General features: G+C 68.0%; 15 protein-coding genes. 9 read left to right on the top strand and 6 right to left on the bottom strand.

What is annotated here, in order from left to right; all coding sequences use genetic code 11:
* The first annotated feature begins 108 nt into the window (after positions 1-108).
* Entirely contained in the window at positions 109-966 is an 858-nt protein-coding gene (locus NNX35_RS01305) for a PHP domain-containing protein (RefSeq protein WP_255866786.1), read from the top strand.
* 52 nt (positions 967-1,018) lie between these two features.
* On the opposite strand, the gene NNX35_RS01300 is transcribed toward NNX35_RS01305, so the two are convergent.
* Complete coding sequence (locus NNX35_RS01300; protein WP_255764781.1) at positions 1,019-1,915, bottom strand: site-specific DNA-methyltransferase; 897 nt, start codon at positions 1,913-1,915, stop codon at positions 1,019-1,021.
* Positions 1,916-1,932: 17 nt separating this feature from the next.
* A complete protein-coding gene (locus tag NNX35_RS01295) occupies positions 1,933-3,567 on the bottom strand; it encodes a DEAD/DEAH box helicase (RefSeq protein WP_255867294.1) in 1,635 nt (544 codons plus the stop codon).
* A 444-nt stretch (positions 3,568-4,011) separates the two neighbouring features.
* Here NNX35_RS01295 and NNX35_RS01290 point away from each other — a divergent pair, with 444 nt between their 5' ends.
* Together NNX35_RS01290 and NNX35_RS01285 are read left to right on the top strand one after the other, a co-directional pair.
* Entirely contained in the window at positions 4,012-4,725 is a 714-nt protein-coding gene (locus tag NNX35_RS01290) for a ferritin-like fold-containing protein (RefSeq protein ID WP_255764780.1), read from the top strand.
* Between the two features lie 68 nt (positions 4,726-4,793).
* Positions 4,794-5,654, top strand: a complete 861-nt coding sequence (locus tag NNX35_RS01285; protein WP_255866785.1) for an SGNH/GDSL hydrolase family protein — start codon at positions 4,794-4,796, stop codon at positions 5,652-5,654.
* 135 nt (positions 5,655-5,789) lie between these two features.
* Here NNX35_RS01285 and NNX35_RS01280 read toward each other — a convergent pair whose 3' ends face one another.
* Genes NNX35_RS01280 through NNX35_RS01270 form a run of 3 tightly spaced genes read right to left on the bottom strand, consistent with a single transcriptional unit; the run spans position 5,790 to position 6,987 of the window.
* Positions 5,790-6,089 carry a hypothetical protein gene (locus NNX35_RS01280; protein WP_255866784.1) on the bottom strand — a complete coding sequence of 100 codons (300 nt, stop codon included), beginning with the start codon at positions 6,087-6,089 and terminating at the stop codon, positions 5,790-5,792.
* Positions 6,090-6,101: 12 nt separating this feature from the next.
* Positions 6,102-6,326, bottom strand: coding sequence for a DUF3107 domain-containing protein (locus NNX35_RS01275; protein ID WP_227918419.1), 225 nt, complete (start codon positions 6,324-6,326; stop codon positions 6,102-6,104).
* 46 nt (positions 6,327-6,372) lie between these two features.
* A complete protein-coding gene (locus tag NNX35_RS01270) occupies positions 6,373-6,987 on the bottom strand; it encodes a TetR/AcrR family transcriptional regulator (RefSeq protein ID WP_255862693.1) in 615 nt (204 codons plus the stop codon).
* A 118-nt stretch (positions 6,988-7,105) separates the two neighbouring features.
* Here NNX35_RS01270 and moeB point away from each other — a divergent pair, with 118 nt between their 5' ends.
* On the top strand, positions 7,106-8,296 hold the full coding sequence (gene moeB / locus NNX35_RS01265) for a molybdopterin-synthase adenylyltransferase MoeB (RefSeq protein WP_255862694.1): 1,191 nt from the start codon (positions 7,106-7,108) through the stop codon (positions 8,294-8,296).
* 6 nt (positions 8,297-8,302) lie between these two features.
* Here moeB and NNX35_RS01260 read toward each other — a convergent pair whose 3' ends face one another.
* A complete protein-coding gene (locus tag NNX35_RS01260) occupies positions 8,303-9,649 on the bottom strand; it encodes a glutamyl-tRNA reductase (protein WP_255764775.1) in 1,347 nt (448 codons plus the stop codon).
* 143 nt (positions 9,650-9,792) lie between these two features.
* Between NNX35_RS01260 and hemE the strand changes: the two genes are divergently transcribed.
* The 5 genes from hemE (at position 9,793) to hemC (ending at position 15,284) form a co-directional block, all read left to right on the top strand.
* Complete coding sequence (gene hemE / locus NNX35_RS01255) at positions 9,793-10,854, top strand: uroporphyrinogen decarboxylase (RefSeq protein WP_255764774.1); 1,062 nt, start codon at positions 9,793-9,795, stop codon at positions 10,852-10,854.
* 2 nt (positions 10,855-10,856) lie between these two features.
* Positions 10,857-12,356 (top strand): protoporphyrinogen oxidase, encoded by a 1,500-nt coding sequence (gene hemG / locus NNX35_RS01250; protein ID WP_255866783.1) that lies wholly within the window; start codon positions 10,857-10,859, stop codon positions 12,354-12,356.
* A 74-nt stretch (positions 12,357-12,430) separates the two neighbouring features.
* The gene (hemQ, locus tag NNX35_RS01245; RefSeq protein ID WP_255866782.1) at positions 12,431-13,138 is read left to right on the top strand and encodes a hydrogen peroxide-dependent heme synthase; all 708 of its coding nucleotides are present in this window, start codon (positions 12,431-12,433) and stop codon (positions 13,136-13,138) included.
* Entirely contained in the window at positions 13,135-14,328 is a 1,194-nt protein-coding gene (locus NNX35_RS01240) for a ferrochelatase (protein WP_255866781.1), read from the top strand. The genes hemQ and NNX35_RS01240 overlap by 4 nt, the downstream gene beginning before the upstream one ends.
* Positions 14,328-15,284, top strand: coding sequence for a hydroxymethylbilane synthase (gene hemC / locus NNX35_RS01235; RefSeq protein ID WP_255866780.1), 957 nt, complete (start codon positions 14,328-14,330; stop codon positions 15,282-15,284). Before NNX35_RS01240 ends, hemC begins: the two co-directional genes overlap by 1 nt.
* Positions 15,285-15,287 lie beyond the last annotated feature (3 nt).

Below are 15,287 nucleotides of genomic sequence, written 5' to 3'. Positions count from 1 at the left end.
CCATCGTCTCACTGCGGCCGGGAGGGGCAAAACACCCAGGGATACCCGACCTTTCCGGTGCGGGCGGACCGGCGGGGAACCTGCCGTCCGGAGGCGTAGATTGAAAGCGTGAGAATTGACCTGCACACCCATTCCTGCGTCTCCGACGGCACCGAGCAGCCGGCAGATGTTATCGCCTCCGCTGCGAAGGCCGGGCTGGATGCCATTGCGCTGACCGATCACGATACGACGGCGGGCTGGGCCGAGGCCGCCGCTGCCTCCCAGGAGCGCGGCATCACCTTTGTGCCGGGTATGGAGGTGTCCTGCCGCAGCAGCGAGGGGATCAGCGTCCATGTGCTGTCCTATCTGCATGATCCGGCCCATCCGGGACTGCTTGAGGAGATCGCCCGGTCCCGCGCAGCCCGGGTCACCCGGGCCGAACTGATGGTGCAGCGGCTGGCGGAGGATTTCCCCATTGACTGGGACTCGGTGCAGGCGCAGGTGGCGCCGGGAGCAACCATCGGACGGCCCCACATTGCCGATGCACTGGTAGCCGCGGGCGTGGTCCCGAACCGGTCGGCGGCCTTCAGCGGCATCCTGACCGCGCGGTCGCCGTACTTCGTGGCGCACTACGCGCCGGATCCGGCACGGGCAGTGGCACTGGTCCGGCAGGCCGGCGGAGTCCCCGTCTTCGCGCACCCGGTGGCGTCCTCCCGCGGCCGGGTGGTGGGGGAGGAGACCTTCGCCGAAATGATCGACGCCGGGCTGCTGGGCGTGGAGGTCAACCACCGGGACAATCCCGAGCAGGGCAGGGAATGGCTGCGCAGGCTGGCGAAGGACAATGACCTGCTCGTCACCGGCTCCAGCGACTACCACGGGACCGGGAAACCGAACCTCCTGGGTGAGTTCACCACGGAGCCGGCGGTACTGGAACGGATAGCCGCGCTCGGGACCGGCGCCGCCGTCGTCGGCCCGTTGCCGCGGTAGTCAGCGCAGGCGCCGCCGTGCCGGCAAAGCGGACGACGGCGCGGCGCGGACCTTAGGGGCCGGCGGCAGGAAGCGGTGAACCCGTTTCGGCGGAGACCACGGTGGCCGCCGAACCAAGCCGCCGGGCCATGACGTCGATCGCCTGCGGATTGGCGTCTACGCACACGAACTTCCGGCCCAGCTTGGCCGCAACGGCGCCGAGCGTTCCGGACCCGGCGAAGAAATCCAGGACCCAGTCGCCCTCCCGGCTGCTGGCCGCGACGGCACGCCGAAGCAGGCCCTCGGGTTTCTGGGTGGGATAACCGGTCTTCTCGCGGCCGGTGGGGGAAACGATGGTGTGCCACCAGACATCGGTGGGCAGCTTGCCCAGTGCCACCTTTTCGGGCGTCACCAGGCCCGGGGCCATGTACGGTTCCCGGTCCACCTCGGCGTTGTCGAAGTGGTACGAATCCGGGTTCTTTACATAGACCAGGATGTTGTCATGCTTGGCCGGCCACCGGTTCTTCGCCCGGCCGCCGTAGTCGTAGGCCCAGATGATTTCGTTCAGGAAGCAGTCCCGGCCGAACAAGGCGTCCAGCATGACCTTCGCGTAGTGCACCTCGCGGTAATCGAGGTGCACGTACAGGGTGCCGTCGTCGGCCAGCAGGCGCCAGGCCTGCGCGAGCCGGGGTTCCAGGAACGCCCAGTAATCCTCGAAGGCGTCGTCGTAGCTGGAGAGCAGGCCCTTGACCGTGCTGTAGCTGCGGCCCTTGAAACCGATCCGGTCGCCGCTGCCGTCGGCGCTGCGGACCATGGTGGTCTGCTGCCGGCGCTGGGACCGCCCGGTGTTGAAGGGCGGGTCCACGTAAATCATGGTGAAGGAGCCGTCCGGCAGGGTCGGGAGGAACTCCGCGTTATCCGCGTGTACCACCAGCGACCCGCCGTCGGGCGTCCATACAGGGTTGCTCATGCAGGCCTACGTCGGCGCTATTCGGCGGCCGGGCCGGTCTTGGGAACAACCTCGCCGTTGCGGCGGCGGGTCCGGCTGCGGCGCGGGCGGTCCGAGGCTGCTCCGTCCGCCGCAGGTGCAGCGGTCCGGGTTTCAGCCGGGCGGGTTTCAGTCGGGCGGGACTCCGCGGTCCGTGCCTCGCCGGAGCGGGCGCTGCTGCGCCGCGACCCGTCGCGTGACCCGTCGCGTGTTCCGCCGCGGGGGTTGCCGCCGCGGGATCCGGCATCCCGGCCGGAACCGGAACGGCTGCCTTCACGGCTCGAGGAGTTGCTGCGGCCGCCGGATTTACCGGTCTCGCCGAGGTCCTCGATCTTTTCGGCATCAATGCCCGCATGGGTGCGCTTGTTGCGCGGCAGGCGTCCCTTGGTGCCTTCGGGGATATCCAGGTCGGTGTACAGGTGCGGGGAGGAGGAATAGGTTTCCACCGGTTCCGCCTGGTCCAGGCCCAGGGCCTTGTTGATCAGGCCCCAGCGGGGCACATCGTCCCAGTCCACGAACGTCACTGCGGTGCCCTTGTGCCCGGCGCGGCCGGTGCGGCCAACGCGGTGCAGGTAGGTCTTCTCGTCCTCGGGGCACTGGTAGTTGATCACGTGGGTAACGTCGTCGACGTCGATGCCGCGCGCGGCGACGTCGGTGGCCACCAGCACGTCCACCTTTTCATTGCGGAAAGCGCGCATGGCCTGCTCACGGGCGCCCTGGCCCAGGTCACCATGCATGGCGGCGACGGCGAAGCCGCGGTCCACGAGTTCCTCGGACAGTTTGGCGGCCGTGCGCTTGGTCTTGGTGAAGATGATGGTGCGGCCGCGGCCGCGTGCCTGCAGGATGCGGGCCACCACTTCGGCTTTGTCCAGGTTATGCGCCCGGTAGACCACCTGGCGGATGTCCTTCTTGGTCAGGCCCTCGTCGTCGGGATCCGCAGCCCGGATATGGGTGGGCTTGGTCATGTAGCGGCGGGCCATGGACACGACGGCGCCGGGCATGGTGGCCGAGAACAACAGGGTCTGGCGCACGGCGGGCGTGGCAGCCATCAGCGTTTCGACGTCGGGCAGGAAGCCGAGGTCCAGCATCTCGTCGGCCTCGTCAAGGACCACCAGCCGCACGTTCTTCAGCGAGAGGTGCTTCTTGTTGTAGAGGTCGATCAGGCGGCCCGGGGTGCCGACCACGATTTCGACGCCGGCGGCCAGGGCCTCCGTCTGCGGCTCGTAGGCACGGCCGCCGTAGATGGTGACGATGCGGGCGCCGCGCCGGCGGGCGGCGGTGGTGAGGTCGCCCGCCACCTGGACTGCCAGTTCACGGGTGGGGACCACGATCAGGGCCTGCGGTGCGCCGGGGACGGCGAGTTCGGCGTAGCCCTTGTCTTCCGGGCCCACCACCCGCTGCAGTGCCGGGATGCCGAAGCCGAGGGTCTTGCCGGTGCCGGTCTTGGCCTGGCCGATGATGTCGTGGCCGCTGAGCGCAACGGGCAGGGTCATCGACTGGATGGGGAAGGGGTGCGTGATGCCGGCGTCGGCGAGGGATTCGACGATGTCCGACCGGACACCGAAATCTGCGAACGTCAGTTCGGGGATTTCCGCGGCGTCGGCCTTGACGGCCAGGGTGTCCGCAACGGTCAGTGCTTCGGTGCTGTCATCGGCAGTGAGATGACGATCGTCATCAACCTGGGAAAGTTCAGTGTTCAATTAAATACCGTTCAGTTTAGGCAGCGCGGGGGCGCCAGGCTCGACGAGTGGCTGTTACAGCCCATTACGGAGCGGATGGCACGCACGCGGTGCGTCCAGCGGAAGCCGATCGCGGGCTAACAACTGCGGGCCGCCTGTGCTCCATTGGCCACGGCGGCGGCCGATAATTCAAGATCGCGTAGGGTTTGCGGGTCTGGTCAATACAGCAACAAAATGACACTTCTTATGCCACTTCTCATGACAATTCATACGACAGACGACCGGGCATCCAGTTTCTACCTTTCCAGTCTACCTGCCAGCCGCTGATCGCCGCGCATCCGGGGGCCCGGCGCGGTTACGGCGCGGTCCCGGGCCGCGCCTGCAGGTACGCTGGCGGGTATGACTAACGGGCACCATTCGGATCATCCGGCCGCTCCCGGGGCGGCCCCGCAGCACTTCGGCGAGACGTATCAGCGGTTCCTCACGGATCTTTTCGGGGCTATCGCCTACGGCGAGCTGTCGGCGTTTGAACGGATGTCTTCCGATGCCCGGTTTTCCCCCACACTGCATGACCGTGCCACGCTCGGACGCCTGGCGGTGCATGAATACGCGCATTTCGAGTTGATCTGTGCCCGGCTCAGCGCCATGGGAGCGGACCCCGAAGAGGCCATGCGCCCCTTCCAGCCCTCCGTGGACGCGTTCCACGACCGCACCCGGCCGGCGGACTGGTACGAGTCGCTGATGAAGTTCTACGTCACGGACGCCATTTCCGACGATTTCTACTCCGCGGTGGCGTCCCGGCTGGATGCCGAAACGAACAGCCTGTTCCAGGGCCTCAAGGCTACGGAGCAGCCCGGCGAAATCCTGCTCGGCAGGCTGCGGGAGGCCCTCGCGGATGACCCGCGGCTGGCCTCGAGGCTGGCACTCTGGGGCCGCCGGCTGGTCGGCGAAGCCCTGACCCAGGCCCAGCGGGTCCTGATTGAACGGGCCTTCCTGGGCGGGCTGTTCGACGACGGCGGCCAGGACGCCGTCGACGCCGAAATCAAGTCGCTCACGGCGCAGCTGACGCGAAACCACTCAAAGCGGATGAACCTCCTCGGCCTGACGGCTTAGCCCTGCGGTACGCTTCCCCCGTACGGATACGCTGGCTGCGGCCGGAAACGGGCTGCAGGGGGAACCTAGTGCGGGGGAAAGCAACACGGAAGTGGGTGCGGGGTGCCCTGGCCGTCGTCGTTTTCGCGGTCCTGTTCCTGGCCGTGGCAGCGGCTGCCCGGCCGGACCCCGGAGCCGGCGGGACGGTGCCGGCGCTTCCGTCGGGTGACGCTGCCTCTGCTGAAGCCTTGCCTGAGCCGGCGGTGAGCGGACCTGCGGAGAGCGAAACGGCTCCCACCACGGCTCCGGCTGCCGGATCACTGGTTTACATGCCCCAGACCGGCCGGATGATGTCCGTAGTTCCGGGAGTGGAGGACTCTGCCCTGGTGATCGGGGACTCGCAGGCCGGGCCGGATACCTGGGTGGGGCAGGGGCTGGAACAGGCCGGGTACCCTGCCATCATCAGGGGTTCAGGCGGAACCGGGTACGTCCAGGGGAACAGCACAGTGGCCGGATATGCCCGGGCGCTGGAGGCCCAACAGTGGCTGCTCCCGTGGGGTACGCCGCGTTTGATCGTGCTTCAGGGCGGCGGTAATGACACCGCCCATCCAGCCGCAGATATCCGTGCGGAAGCGCTCCGGCTAATCCGCGACCTGCGGCAAAGCTACCCGTCCGTCCGGATTGTCATGGTGGGGGTCATCGGTGACGGCACGGGACCACGCAGCGAGGTGGACCGGGTGCTCGCCGCCGTGGCCGCCGAACAGGGAATCGGTTTCCTTACCCCGGGGGACTGGTGGGCACGGTATGGACTGAACGGCACACTGCGGCCGGACGGAAGGCACCTGAGCCCGGAAGGACACCGGGTAGCGGCCCGCGTGTTCGCAAGCGAACTGGCCCGGATGGTGCCGCCTGCCGTCCCGCAGGCGCGGCCCTATTATGCCGTGCCGTAATCCCCGTCATCCCCGTCGCCGTACCCGCGAACGGACCACGTGGGACACGAAGAAAGGGCGGTGCGACAGCACCGCCCTTTCGACGTTTTGTTGCAGGTCCAGCAGATCCGTTGCCGGTTCCCGGTCCAAGGGGACCTACAGGCGCAGGATGCGCTCCGTCTCCGCTGTGTCCGCCTTGGCGCGGCTGCGTCCGATCGGTACGGCCGCCACGAGCGGCGCCAGGATCGACACCGCCACCGGGATGGCCCAGCCGATCCAGTCCGCTTCGAAAGCGGTAACTCCGGCCGCGCGCAGTACCAGCCATGTGATGAGCGCAGCACATACGGAAATGCCCGGGAGCAGCAGCGCGCCGTAGAAGGCGCGGCGGCGGTCCGCAGCCCAGACCGCGAAGCCCGCGGCAACGGCGGTCAGCGTGACCAGGATCAGGCTAAGCATGGAAGCGGCGGGTTAGAGGGCGCCGAAACCGACGCGGCGGACTTCCTCGGCACCGATCTCGACGTAGCCGATGGATGCACCGGGAACCACGATCAGCCGGCCCTTGATGTCCTTGAGCCGGAGCAGGGCGCCGTTGGCGAGGGACTGCTCCACTGCGTCGGCGACCTCATCAGCGCTCTGGCTGGATTCGAAGACAATTTCGCGGGCTACATTCTGAATGCCGATTTTTACTTCCACCGTGGTGCCTCCTGATTAACGATTTAAGAACTGATCGAAATCTACTCTAGATCTCCTTGGGGAACCGGCTGATTCCGCGCCAAGCTAAACGGTAAACCAGCTCGCTTGCCGCATCGATGTCCAGGCCGCCGTCGGTTTCCAGCCAGTATCGGGCGCTGACCTGCGCCATTCCGGCCAGGGCGCGGCCGAGCAGGGTGGCCTCGAGGTGGGAAAGCTTGGTGTCTTCGGCAATGACGCCGGCAATGCTGTTGGCGAAGCGGGCATTGAATTCCTCAATACGGGCGCTGACCTCGGCGTCATTGGTGAGGTCGGATTCGAAAACCATCCGGTGCCCCTGGCTGTCCTGCGCCACGAAACGGAAATAGGCCCGCATGGTTTCCCGCACCCGAAGCTTATTGTCCGTGGTGGAGGTCAAGGCGGTGCGCAGGAACTCCGTCAGCGTGTTCAGGTGGTTGTCCAGCAGGGCCATGTACAGCTCGCGCTTGCCGGGGAAGTGCTGGTAGAGCACGGGTTTGCTGACGTGCGCCGCTTCGGCGATCTCGTCCATGGCCGCACCGTGGAAGCCGTTACTGACAAACACTTCCTGCGCTGCGCTTAGCAGCTGCCGGCGGCGTTCCTCCCGGGGGAGTCGAACCGGTTTGCCGGCTGCCTGGTTACTCACTGGTGGACCTCTCAACAGTTCCGGAGCCCTTAGCTGCACGGACAATGACCCTTAGTTTACCCGCGGGTATTCGAAGCGACAGGTCCCACCGCCATACCTGTGGCTTAGATTGGACTTCATGACCTTAGCAAGTGCATCCGCCCCTGTCGGGGAACTACCTGCTTTGGTGGCGCCCGGCGCGGACCTCACCCGCGACGAAACCGAACGCTACTCGCGCCACCTCATCATCCCCGGGTTCGGGCCCACGGCACAGCGCCGGCTGAAGAACGCGAGGGTGCTGGTGGTGGGGGCCGGCGGGCTGGGCTCCCCGGCGCTGCTCTATCTGGCTGCGGCGGGCGTGGGCACGCTCGGCATTGTCGACGACGACGTCGTGGATGTCTCCAACCTGCAGCGCCAGGTCATCCACGGCGTATCCGACGTCGGCACCCCCAAGGCGGAGTCCGCGGCCCGCTCCGTGGCGGAGCTGAATCCGCTGGTCCAGGTGGTCCTGCACCGCGAGCGGCTGGACAACTCCAATGTCCTGGCAATCTTTTCCGGTTATGACCTGATTGTGGACGGCACGGACAATTTCGCCACCCGCTACCTGATCAACGACGCCGCGGAAATCCTGGGCAAGCCGTACGTGTGGGGGTCGATCCTCCGCTACGACGGGCAGGTCAGCGTGTTCTGGGGCAAATACGGTCCCACGTACCGCGACCTGTTCCCGCAGGCGCCGCCGGCCGGTTCCGTTCCTTCCTGCGCGGAAGGGGGCGTGCTCGGGGTGCTCTGTGCGCAGATCGGCTCGGTCATGGTCAATGAGGCCATCAAGCTGATCACCGGAACGGGCCGGACCCTGCTGGGCCGGGTCCTGGTCTTCAACGCCCTGGAGATGAGCTGGCGCGAGCTGAAGGTCCGGCGGGACCCGGAGGCCCTGCCCGTGACGGCGCTCAGTGATTACCAGGCATTCTGCGGCCTTGCGCCGGCGGAGCCTGCACCCGCCGGGGCGGAAGTGGACGTGGCCGTGCTGCGGGACCTGCTGGCAGAACGCTCGGCCGGGTTCCGGGACTTCGAACTGCTGGACGTCCGGGAGCCGGGGGAACATGACATTGTCCGCATCGACGGTGCCCGGCTGGCGCCGCGGGGCGCCGTGCTGGCGGGGGAGTTCCGGCCGGAGCCGGGACGGCCGGTATACGTGCACTGCAAGTCAGGGGCGCGGTCCGCCGAGGTCGCGGCCTACCTGCGCCGCGTCGGCTATCCGGAGGTCTACAACGTCACCGGCGGCATCCTGGAGTGGGTACGCCGGGTGGAACCGGAGAAGCCGGTCTACTGAGGATCCCTACGCGGACTTCGACTCGGCGTCGTCATCCGAGCCGGCGGCGCCGTCGTCGGCAGGGGAACCGGCACGCTTGGCGGGCGCCGCGTCGTCGCTGCGCTCCACCGTGATCCCGTACAGGGCCTCAAGGCCCCGGATGTAGTCCTCCTGCTGGCCGCTTGCGGCCAGTTCCCGGGCGCGGACGGTGGGAACGTGGAGCAGCTGCTTGACCATGCGGCGCATGGCAAACTCCACTTCCTGTGCCGCTCCGGTACACCCGTGCTGGGCGCGGACCTTCTCCAGCTCCGATTCCAGCACGTCCAGGGTGTGCCGGCGCAGGGCGACGATGGCTGAGTCCATTTCGCGGCTCAGCTGCTGCTTCGCAAAGTTCTTCGCGGCATCGGCGACGATGGTGCTCGCCTGCTTCAGCGATTCGGCCTGCTCGGCCGGTGCGGCCAGCCGGACGGACTCCAGGGTGATCAGCTCGACGCCGTCGATCTCGCGGACGGCCGGATCGAAGTCGTGCGTCAGGGCAAGGTCAATGATGATCAGCGGCTTGCCGGCCGCTGCACGGACGCGGCGGACATCTTCGGCGCTGACCTGGCTGTCGCTGCCGCTGCAGCCGATGACGACGTCGGCCCGGGTCAGTGCCTCGGGCAGGGACGAACGGGTCAGGGGCTTCCCGCCGCGGGAGGCGGCGAAGGACTCTGCGCGGTTGGAGGAGGAGTAGACACTGATGTCGGTGCAGCCCCGCTCCTTGAGCAGGGCCATGGTGGCGCCGGCGTAGGCACCGGTGCCGAACACGACCACCGACTTCCGGGACCAGTCGCGGTCCTCGGACAGGTCCGTGGCCAGGCCCAGGGCAACCGAAACAATGGAAAGCCCCCGTTTACCGAGGGCTGTAAGGGCGCCGACGTCCTTGGCGGTGCGGGAAGCGGTCTGGAATAGGCGGGTGAGGCCGCCGCTGGCGGTTCCGCTCTCCTGGGCTTCAATCAGTGCCCGGCGCACCTGGCCGGCGATTTCGCGTTCGCCGACGACGGCGGAATCCAGGCCCGCGCCGACGGCAAACAGGTGCTGGGGAACGGACTCGCCGGTGTTCGTGGCAAAGGAGCGGGAGACCAGGTCTTCGCTCATGCCGGAGTGCCGGCTGATTTCTGCAACAACGGCGGAACGGGCGGCTTCAATGTCCGCTTCCGAGCCGGTTTCGCAATACACCTCCAGCCGGTTGCAGGTAGCGAGGACAACGGAGCCGGAGACGGCGGTTCCGGAATCGACCAGCGAAGACGAGACCTCGGATGCGCCGGCGCTCAGCCGGGCGACAGTCTCCAGGTCTACGTCGGTGTGCGTAGCAATGAGGGAAAGTAGAACCACAGTAGGTCAATACTAGCCACGCCCGGGAGGATACCTTCAATCGCACTGCCGGAATTGGCCCCTCACGGGTGTGAGAAGCGCCACTGCGGCCGCCGGGAGGGGCCCGGTTATGGCTTGTCCCAGATTTTGGGGAGAATCAAGGTATGACTCTTAGCGCCACGCACCCGCTGCTGGACGGCCGGACGGCCGATTCCCCCCTGATCACCGCGTACCGCGGCGGAACCCCCGCCCGCCGCCCGGTGTGGTTTATGCGTCAGGCCGGCAGGTCCCTGCCCGAGTACCTGAAAGCCAGGCAGGGGATCGGCATGCTGGAATCCTGCCTCCGGCCCGAGCTGGCGGCGGAGATCACCCTGCAGCCGGTGCGCCGGCACGACGTGGATGCGGGCATCTTCTTTTCCGACATCGTTATTCCGCTGAAACTGGCCGGCGTGGACGTAGACATCGTTCCCGGCGTCGGACCGGTGCTGGGCAGTCCGGTGCGTACCGCCGCCGACGTCGCCGCCCTGCCGCGGCTGACCGAAGAGGCCCTGGAACCGATCCGGGAAGCCGTGCGGCTGACGGTTGCCGAGCTTGGTTCCAAGCCGTTGATCGGATTCGCCGGCGCGCCGTTCACCCTGGCCGCCTACATGGTCGAGGGCAAGCCGTCCCGCGACCACCTCGGCCCGCGCACCATGATGCACGCTGATCCCGATGCCTGGCAGGCGCTGACCGCCTGGGCCGCCGACGCGTCCGGAATGTTCCTGCGCGCGCAGCTGGAAGCAGGCGCCAGCGCCGGCCAGCTCTTCGACTCCTGGGCCGGTTCCCTTGGTTTGGCCGACTACGTCAAGCACGTAGCGCCTGCCTCCTCCCGTGCCTTGGACCATGTGCGCGGCCTCGGCGCCCCGCTGGTGCATTTCGGCACCGGCACGTCCGAGCTGCTGGTGGCCATGCGCGACGTCGGCGTGGACGTTGTCGGCGTGGATTACCGGCTGCCGTTGGACGAAGCCAACCGCCGCCTCGGCGGCACGACGCCGCTGCAGGGCAATATTGACCCGGCACTGCTGAGCGCCCCGTGGGACATCCTCGAAGCACACGTCCGCGAGGTCCTTGCTGCAGGCGCGGACGCTCCCGGCCACGTGGTCAACCTGGGCCACGGCGTGCCGCCGGAAACCGACGCCGGCGTCCTGACGCGGGTGGTCGAACTGATCCATTCTGTGGAGCCGTAGGCATGCCCCACCGTTTCCTCACCAAGCCGGAAAAAGCCGCAAAGGCGGAATCCGCAGGCGGCCCGGTCCCGAGCGGTCCCACGGCCGTTGTTATAGGCGGCGGCATTTCCGGCCTCATCGCAGCCCGGGACCTGCAGCGCGCAGGCGTCCAGGTGACCGTGGTGGAGGCCTCGGACCGGTTCGGCGGCTGCGTCGGCCGGCACGAGGTGGCCGGCGTACAGCTGGACAGCGGCGCGGAATCCTTCGCTACGCGGTCACCGGCCGTTCCGGACCTGGTGGGGGAACTTGGCCTGGCAGACGCGGTGGTCCTGCCCAATCCGGCCGGGTCGTGGCTGCAGCTGGCGGCCCAGGACCTGCCGTCGGGAGCACAGCAGATGCCGAGCAGCGGCCTGCTCGGTATTCCCGCAGACCCCCGCCATCCTGACATTGTCCGTGCCCTGGGCCGCGCGGGAGCAGCCCGGGCAGCCATGGACAAGGTCCTGCCGGTGGGTAACCTGAGCCGCCGCCCGTCCATGAGCCTGGGGGAAGTGGTGCGGGCCCGAATGGGTGAAGCAGTGCTTCGCAGGCTCGTCACTCCGGTGGTCGGCGGCGTCTATTCCTCCGACCCCGACGTGCTCGACGTCGACTCCGTGGCACCGGGCCTGCGCTCTGCGATCTCCCGGCACGGCTCCCTTGGGGCGGCTGTCGGCGCGATGCGCGCGGCGGCCCCTGCCGGTTCGGCCGTGGCCGGACTCGACGGCGGAATGGGCCGGCTGACCGAAGCGCTGGTCGCCGATCTGGAAACCTCCGGTGCCCGCCTGCGCTCCGGCATCCGTGCCGAATCCCTTGCCAGGGGTGCCGAAGGGTGGCGGATCCACTGCAGCGGCGGGCCGGAACTGGTAGCCGACGCCGTGGTGGTGGCGGCCGAAGGCCCGGCAGCTGTTGACCTCCTGGCCACCGCGCTGCCCGAGGTGGCAGCCTATCGTCCGCAGCCGGGACCGGGGGTTGCCCTGGTAACCCTGGTGGTGGACCTGCCGGAACTGGACGCCATGCCGCGCGGCACCGGCGTCCTGGTGTCCCGGGAAGTGGATGGCATCGATGCGAAGGCAATGACCCACGCCACCGCCAAATGGCAGTGGCTCGCCGATTCCACCGGCCCGGGCACGCATGTGCTGCGCCTTTCCTACGGGCGGGCGCTCTCGCCGGAGGACTCCGCCGCGGAACCCTCGCACGTGGCCCGCGCCGACGACGACCTCTTCCGCCAGGCCGTGGCCGACGCGTCCGGTCTGCTGCAGGTGCGCATCAAGGCCGACGACGTCGTCGGGTGGGACGTGGTCCGGTGGGTGGGCGCACTGCCCTCCGCCGCCGTAGGGCATAAGGACCGGGTGGACGCCGTCCGCGCGGCCGTGGCCGAATCGCACGGACTGGAAGCGGTGGGAGCCTGGCTGGCCGGAACCGGACTGGCCGCGGTCACCGCCGACACCCGCACCCGAATGGCAGCGCTCGCCAACGCACTGCTGTGATCTTCCGCACTTTCTACACTTTGTAGAAGTGCGGTGTTTCGACTTACCTATACGCAAAGGGCAGACTGTTAAACATGAGTGAGACGATGGACCGCAGCGCCGCCGGAACGGCCGGCAACGACGAACAGTTCTTTACCCTCTGGACCGTTTTCAAGCGGTCCTCCATGCCGAAAGCGCCGGTCTCGAACGGTGCAGTTGCTGCCTTCGAGGCCCTGACCAAGGACCTGGCAGCCAGCAACGTCACGCTCCGCGGCCTGTACGACGTCTCCGCCATGCGCGTGGATGCCGACGTGATGGTGTGGCTGCACGGCAGCGCGCCGGAAGCGCTGCAGGCGGCCCTGCGGCAGATCCGCCGGTCCGAGCTGTTTGCCGGCACCGAGATCGCCTGGTCCGCCATGGGCGTGCACCGCGACGCGGAGTTCTCCAAGAACCACTGGCCGTCCTTCGCCCGGGGCATCGATCCCGAGACCTGGATCTGCGTTTACCCGTTTGTCCGCTCCTACGAGTGGTACCAGCTGCCCGCCGAGGAACGCGGCAAGATGCTGCGCGACCACGGCATGCTCGGCCGCGAATTCCCCCAGGTCCTGGCCAACACCGTGGCCTCCTTCGCCCTGGGCGACTGGGAATGGATCCTGGGCCTTGAAGCCCCCAATCTGGTGGACCTCGTCGACATGATGCGCCACCTGCGCGCCACCGAGGCCCGCAACCACGTCCGTGAAGAAGTCCCGTTCTATACCGGCCGGCGTATTCCGGCCGCCGAAGTTGCCGAGGTACTCAAATGACATCCGCTGTTTCCAACGAGCCTGCCTTCGACCCCTTTGAGGGCGTCGACGAAAACGGCCGCATGGCCCCGAAGCATTACGACGCCATCCTGCTGGCCTCCTTCGGCGGTCCGGAAGGCCAGGAAGATGTCATTCCCTTCCTGCGTAACGTCACCGCCGGCCGCGGCATCCCCGACGAGCGGCTGGAGGAAGTGGCCACCCACTACCGCGCCAACGGCGGCATCAGCCCCATCAATGAGCAGAACCGTGCGCTGAAGGCTGCCCTGGAAGCAGAGCTGGCACGCCGCGGCGTCGAACTCCCCGTCCTCTGGGGCAACCGGAACTGGGCTCCCTACATCAAGGACGTCCTGCAGGAGGCCTACGACGCCGGCCACCGCCGCATCCTCATGGTCACCACCAGCGTCTACTCCTCGTACTCGAGCTGCCGCCAGTACCGCGAAGACCTGGGCATGAACCTGTTGAAGACCGGCCTGGACAAGAAGCTGCACGTGGACAAGGTCCGCCAGTACTTTGACCACCCGGGCTTCGTGGAACCCTTCGTCGAAGGCGTCCGCGGGTCCGTGGCGAAGGTCCGCGAGCAGCTTGCGGCCCAGGGCGTGGAAAACGGGAAGATCGAGATCCTCTTCTCCACCCACTCCATCCCCACGGCCGACGCCGAAGCCTCCGGCCCGCGTGACCGGGAGTTCGAAGAAGGCAGCGCCTACGTTGCCCAGCACCTGGCCAACGCCCGCGCCATCATGGACCGGATCCCCGAAGCCGCGGGCCTGGACTGGCAGCTGGTCTACCAGTCCCGCTCCGGCGCCCCGCACATCCCCTGGCTGGAACCGGACATCAACGACGCGATTGCCGAACTGCCCGCCAAGGGCGTCAACGGCGTGGTGATTGTTCCGCTGGGCTTCGTCAGCGACCACATGGAAGTCCTCTGGGACCTCGATACCGAGGCCATGGCTACCTGCCGGGAACTGGGCCTGGCGGCTGACCGCACCCCGACCCCGGGCATCCACGAGACCTTCGTGTCCGGCCTGGTGGACCTGCTGCAGGAACGCACCCTGGAAAACAACATCGCCATCCGCCCCGCCCTGACCGAACTCGGTCCGTGGTACGACGTCTGCCGCCCCGGCTGCTGCGCGAACCTGCGCGGCGAAAAGCCGACCATTGCAGGCGCCGATTCCACAGTGGGCGTCCAGTAGTGGCGCACTCGCCCGTCCTGATCGGCACCCGCGGCAGCGCCCTGGCCGTCACCCAAACCACCACCGTGGCCGAGGCCCTGTCCGGGCTCGGCGGCTTCGACGTCGAACTGGTCCGCGTGCGCACCGAGGGCGACATCAACCGTGCCGCCCTGTCGCAGATCGGCGGCACCGGCGTGTTCGTTGCCGCGCTGCGCGAGTCGCTGCTGCGCGGAGACTGCGATGTTGCCGTGCACTCGCTCAAGGACCTGCCCACCACCCCGGCGGACGGCCTTGCCCTGGGCGCCATTCCGGAACGGGTGGATGTCCGCGACGTGCTGTGTGCCCGTGACGGACTGACCCTGGCACAGCTTCCCGCGGGTGCGAAGATCGGCACCGGTTCCCCGCGCCGGGCAGCCCAGCTGCGGGCCGCCCGCCCGGACATCGAGATCGTGGACATCCGCGGCAACGTGGATACCCGCCTCGGCCGGGTTGCCGGCCTGGTCGAAGGCGCCCCCGGCGACCTCGACGCCGTGGTGCTGGCTGCCGCCGGCCTGGCCCGGCTGGGCCGCCTGAACATGGTTACCGAGTTCATTGATCCCGCCGTGATGCTTCCCGCCCCCGGGCAGGGAGCGCTGGCCGTGGAATGCCGTGCGGCCGACGCCGTTGAAGGGCAGCTCGCGACGGCACTTGCCGCGTACGACCACCGCGAAAGCCGCCTTGCGGTGGCAGCCGAACGGGCCATGCTCGGCAGGCTTGAAGCAGGGTGCACGGCTCCGGTCGGTGCGCTGGCCAGTGTCGCAGCCGAAGGCATCACGCTCGAAGCCGTGGTCTGCAGCGACGACGGTACCCGGCTGATGCGCCGCACCGGCGTTGCCGGGCAGCTCACCGAAGACGCCGCCCGCGCCTTGGGCGTGCAGGTTGCCGAGGAGCTGCTTGCGGCCGGCGCCGCGCAGCTCACGGACCTGCCTGCCAGCTGATGC

The sequence above is a fragment of the Arthrobacter sp. zg-Y844 genome, from assembly GCF_024385465.1.
Taxonomy (GTDB): domain Bacteria; phylum Actinomycetota; class Actinomycetes; order Actinomycetales; family Micrococcaceae; genus Arthrobacter_B.
The sequence above is the reverse complement of the archived record's forward strand: the minus strand, read 5'-3'. Positions and strand labels throughout refer to the sequence as shown.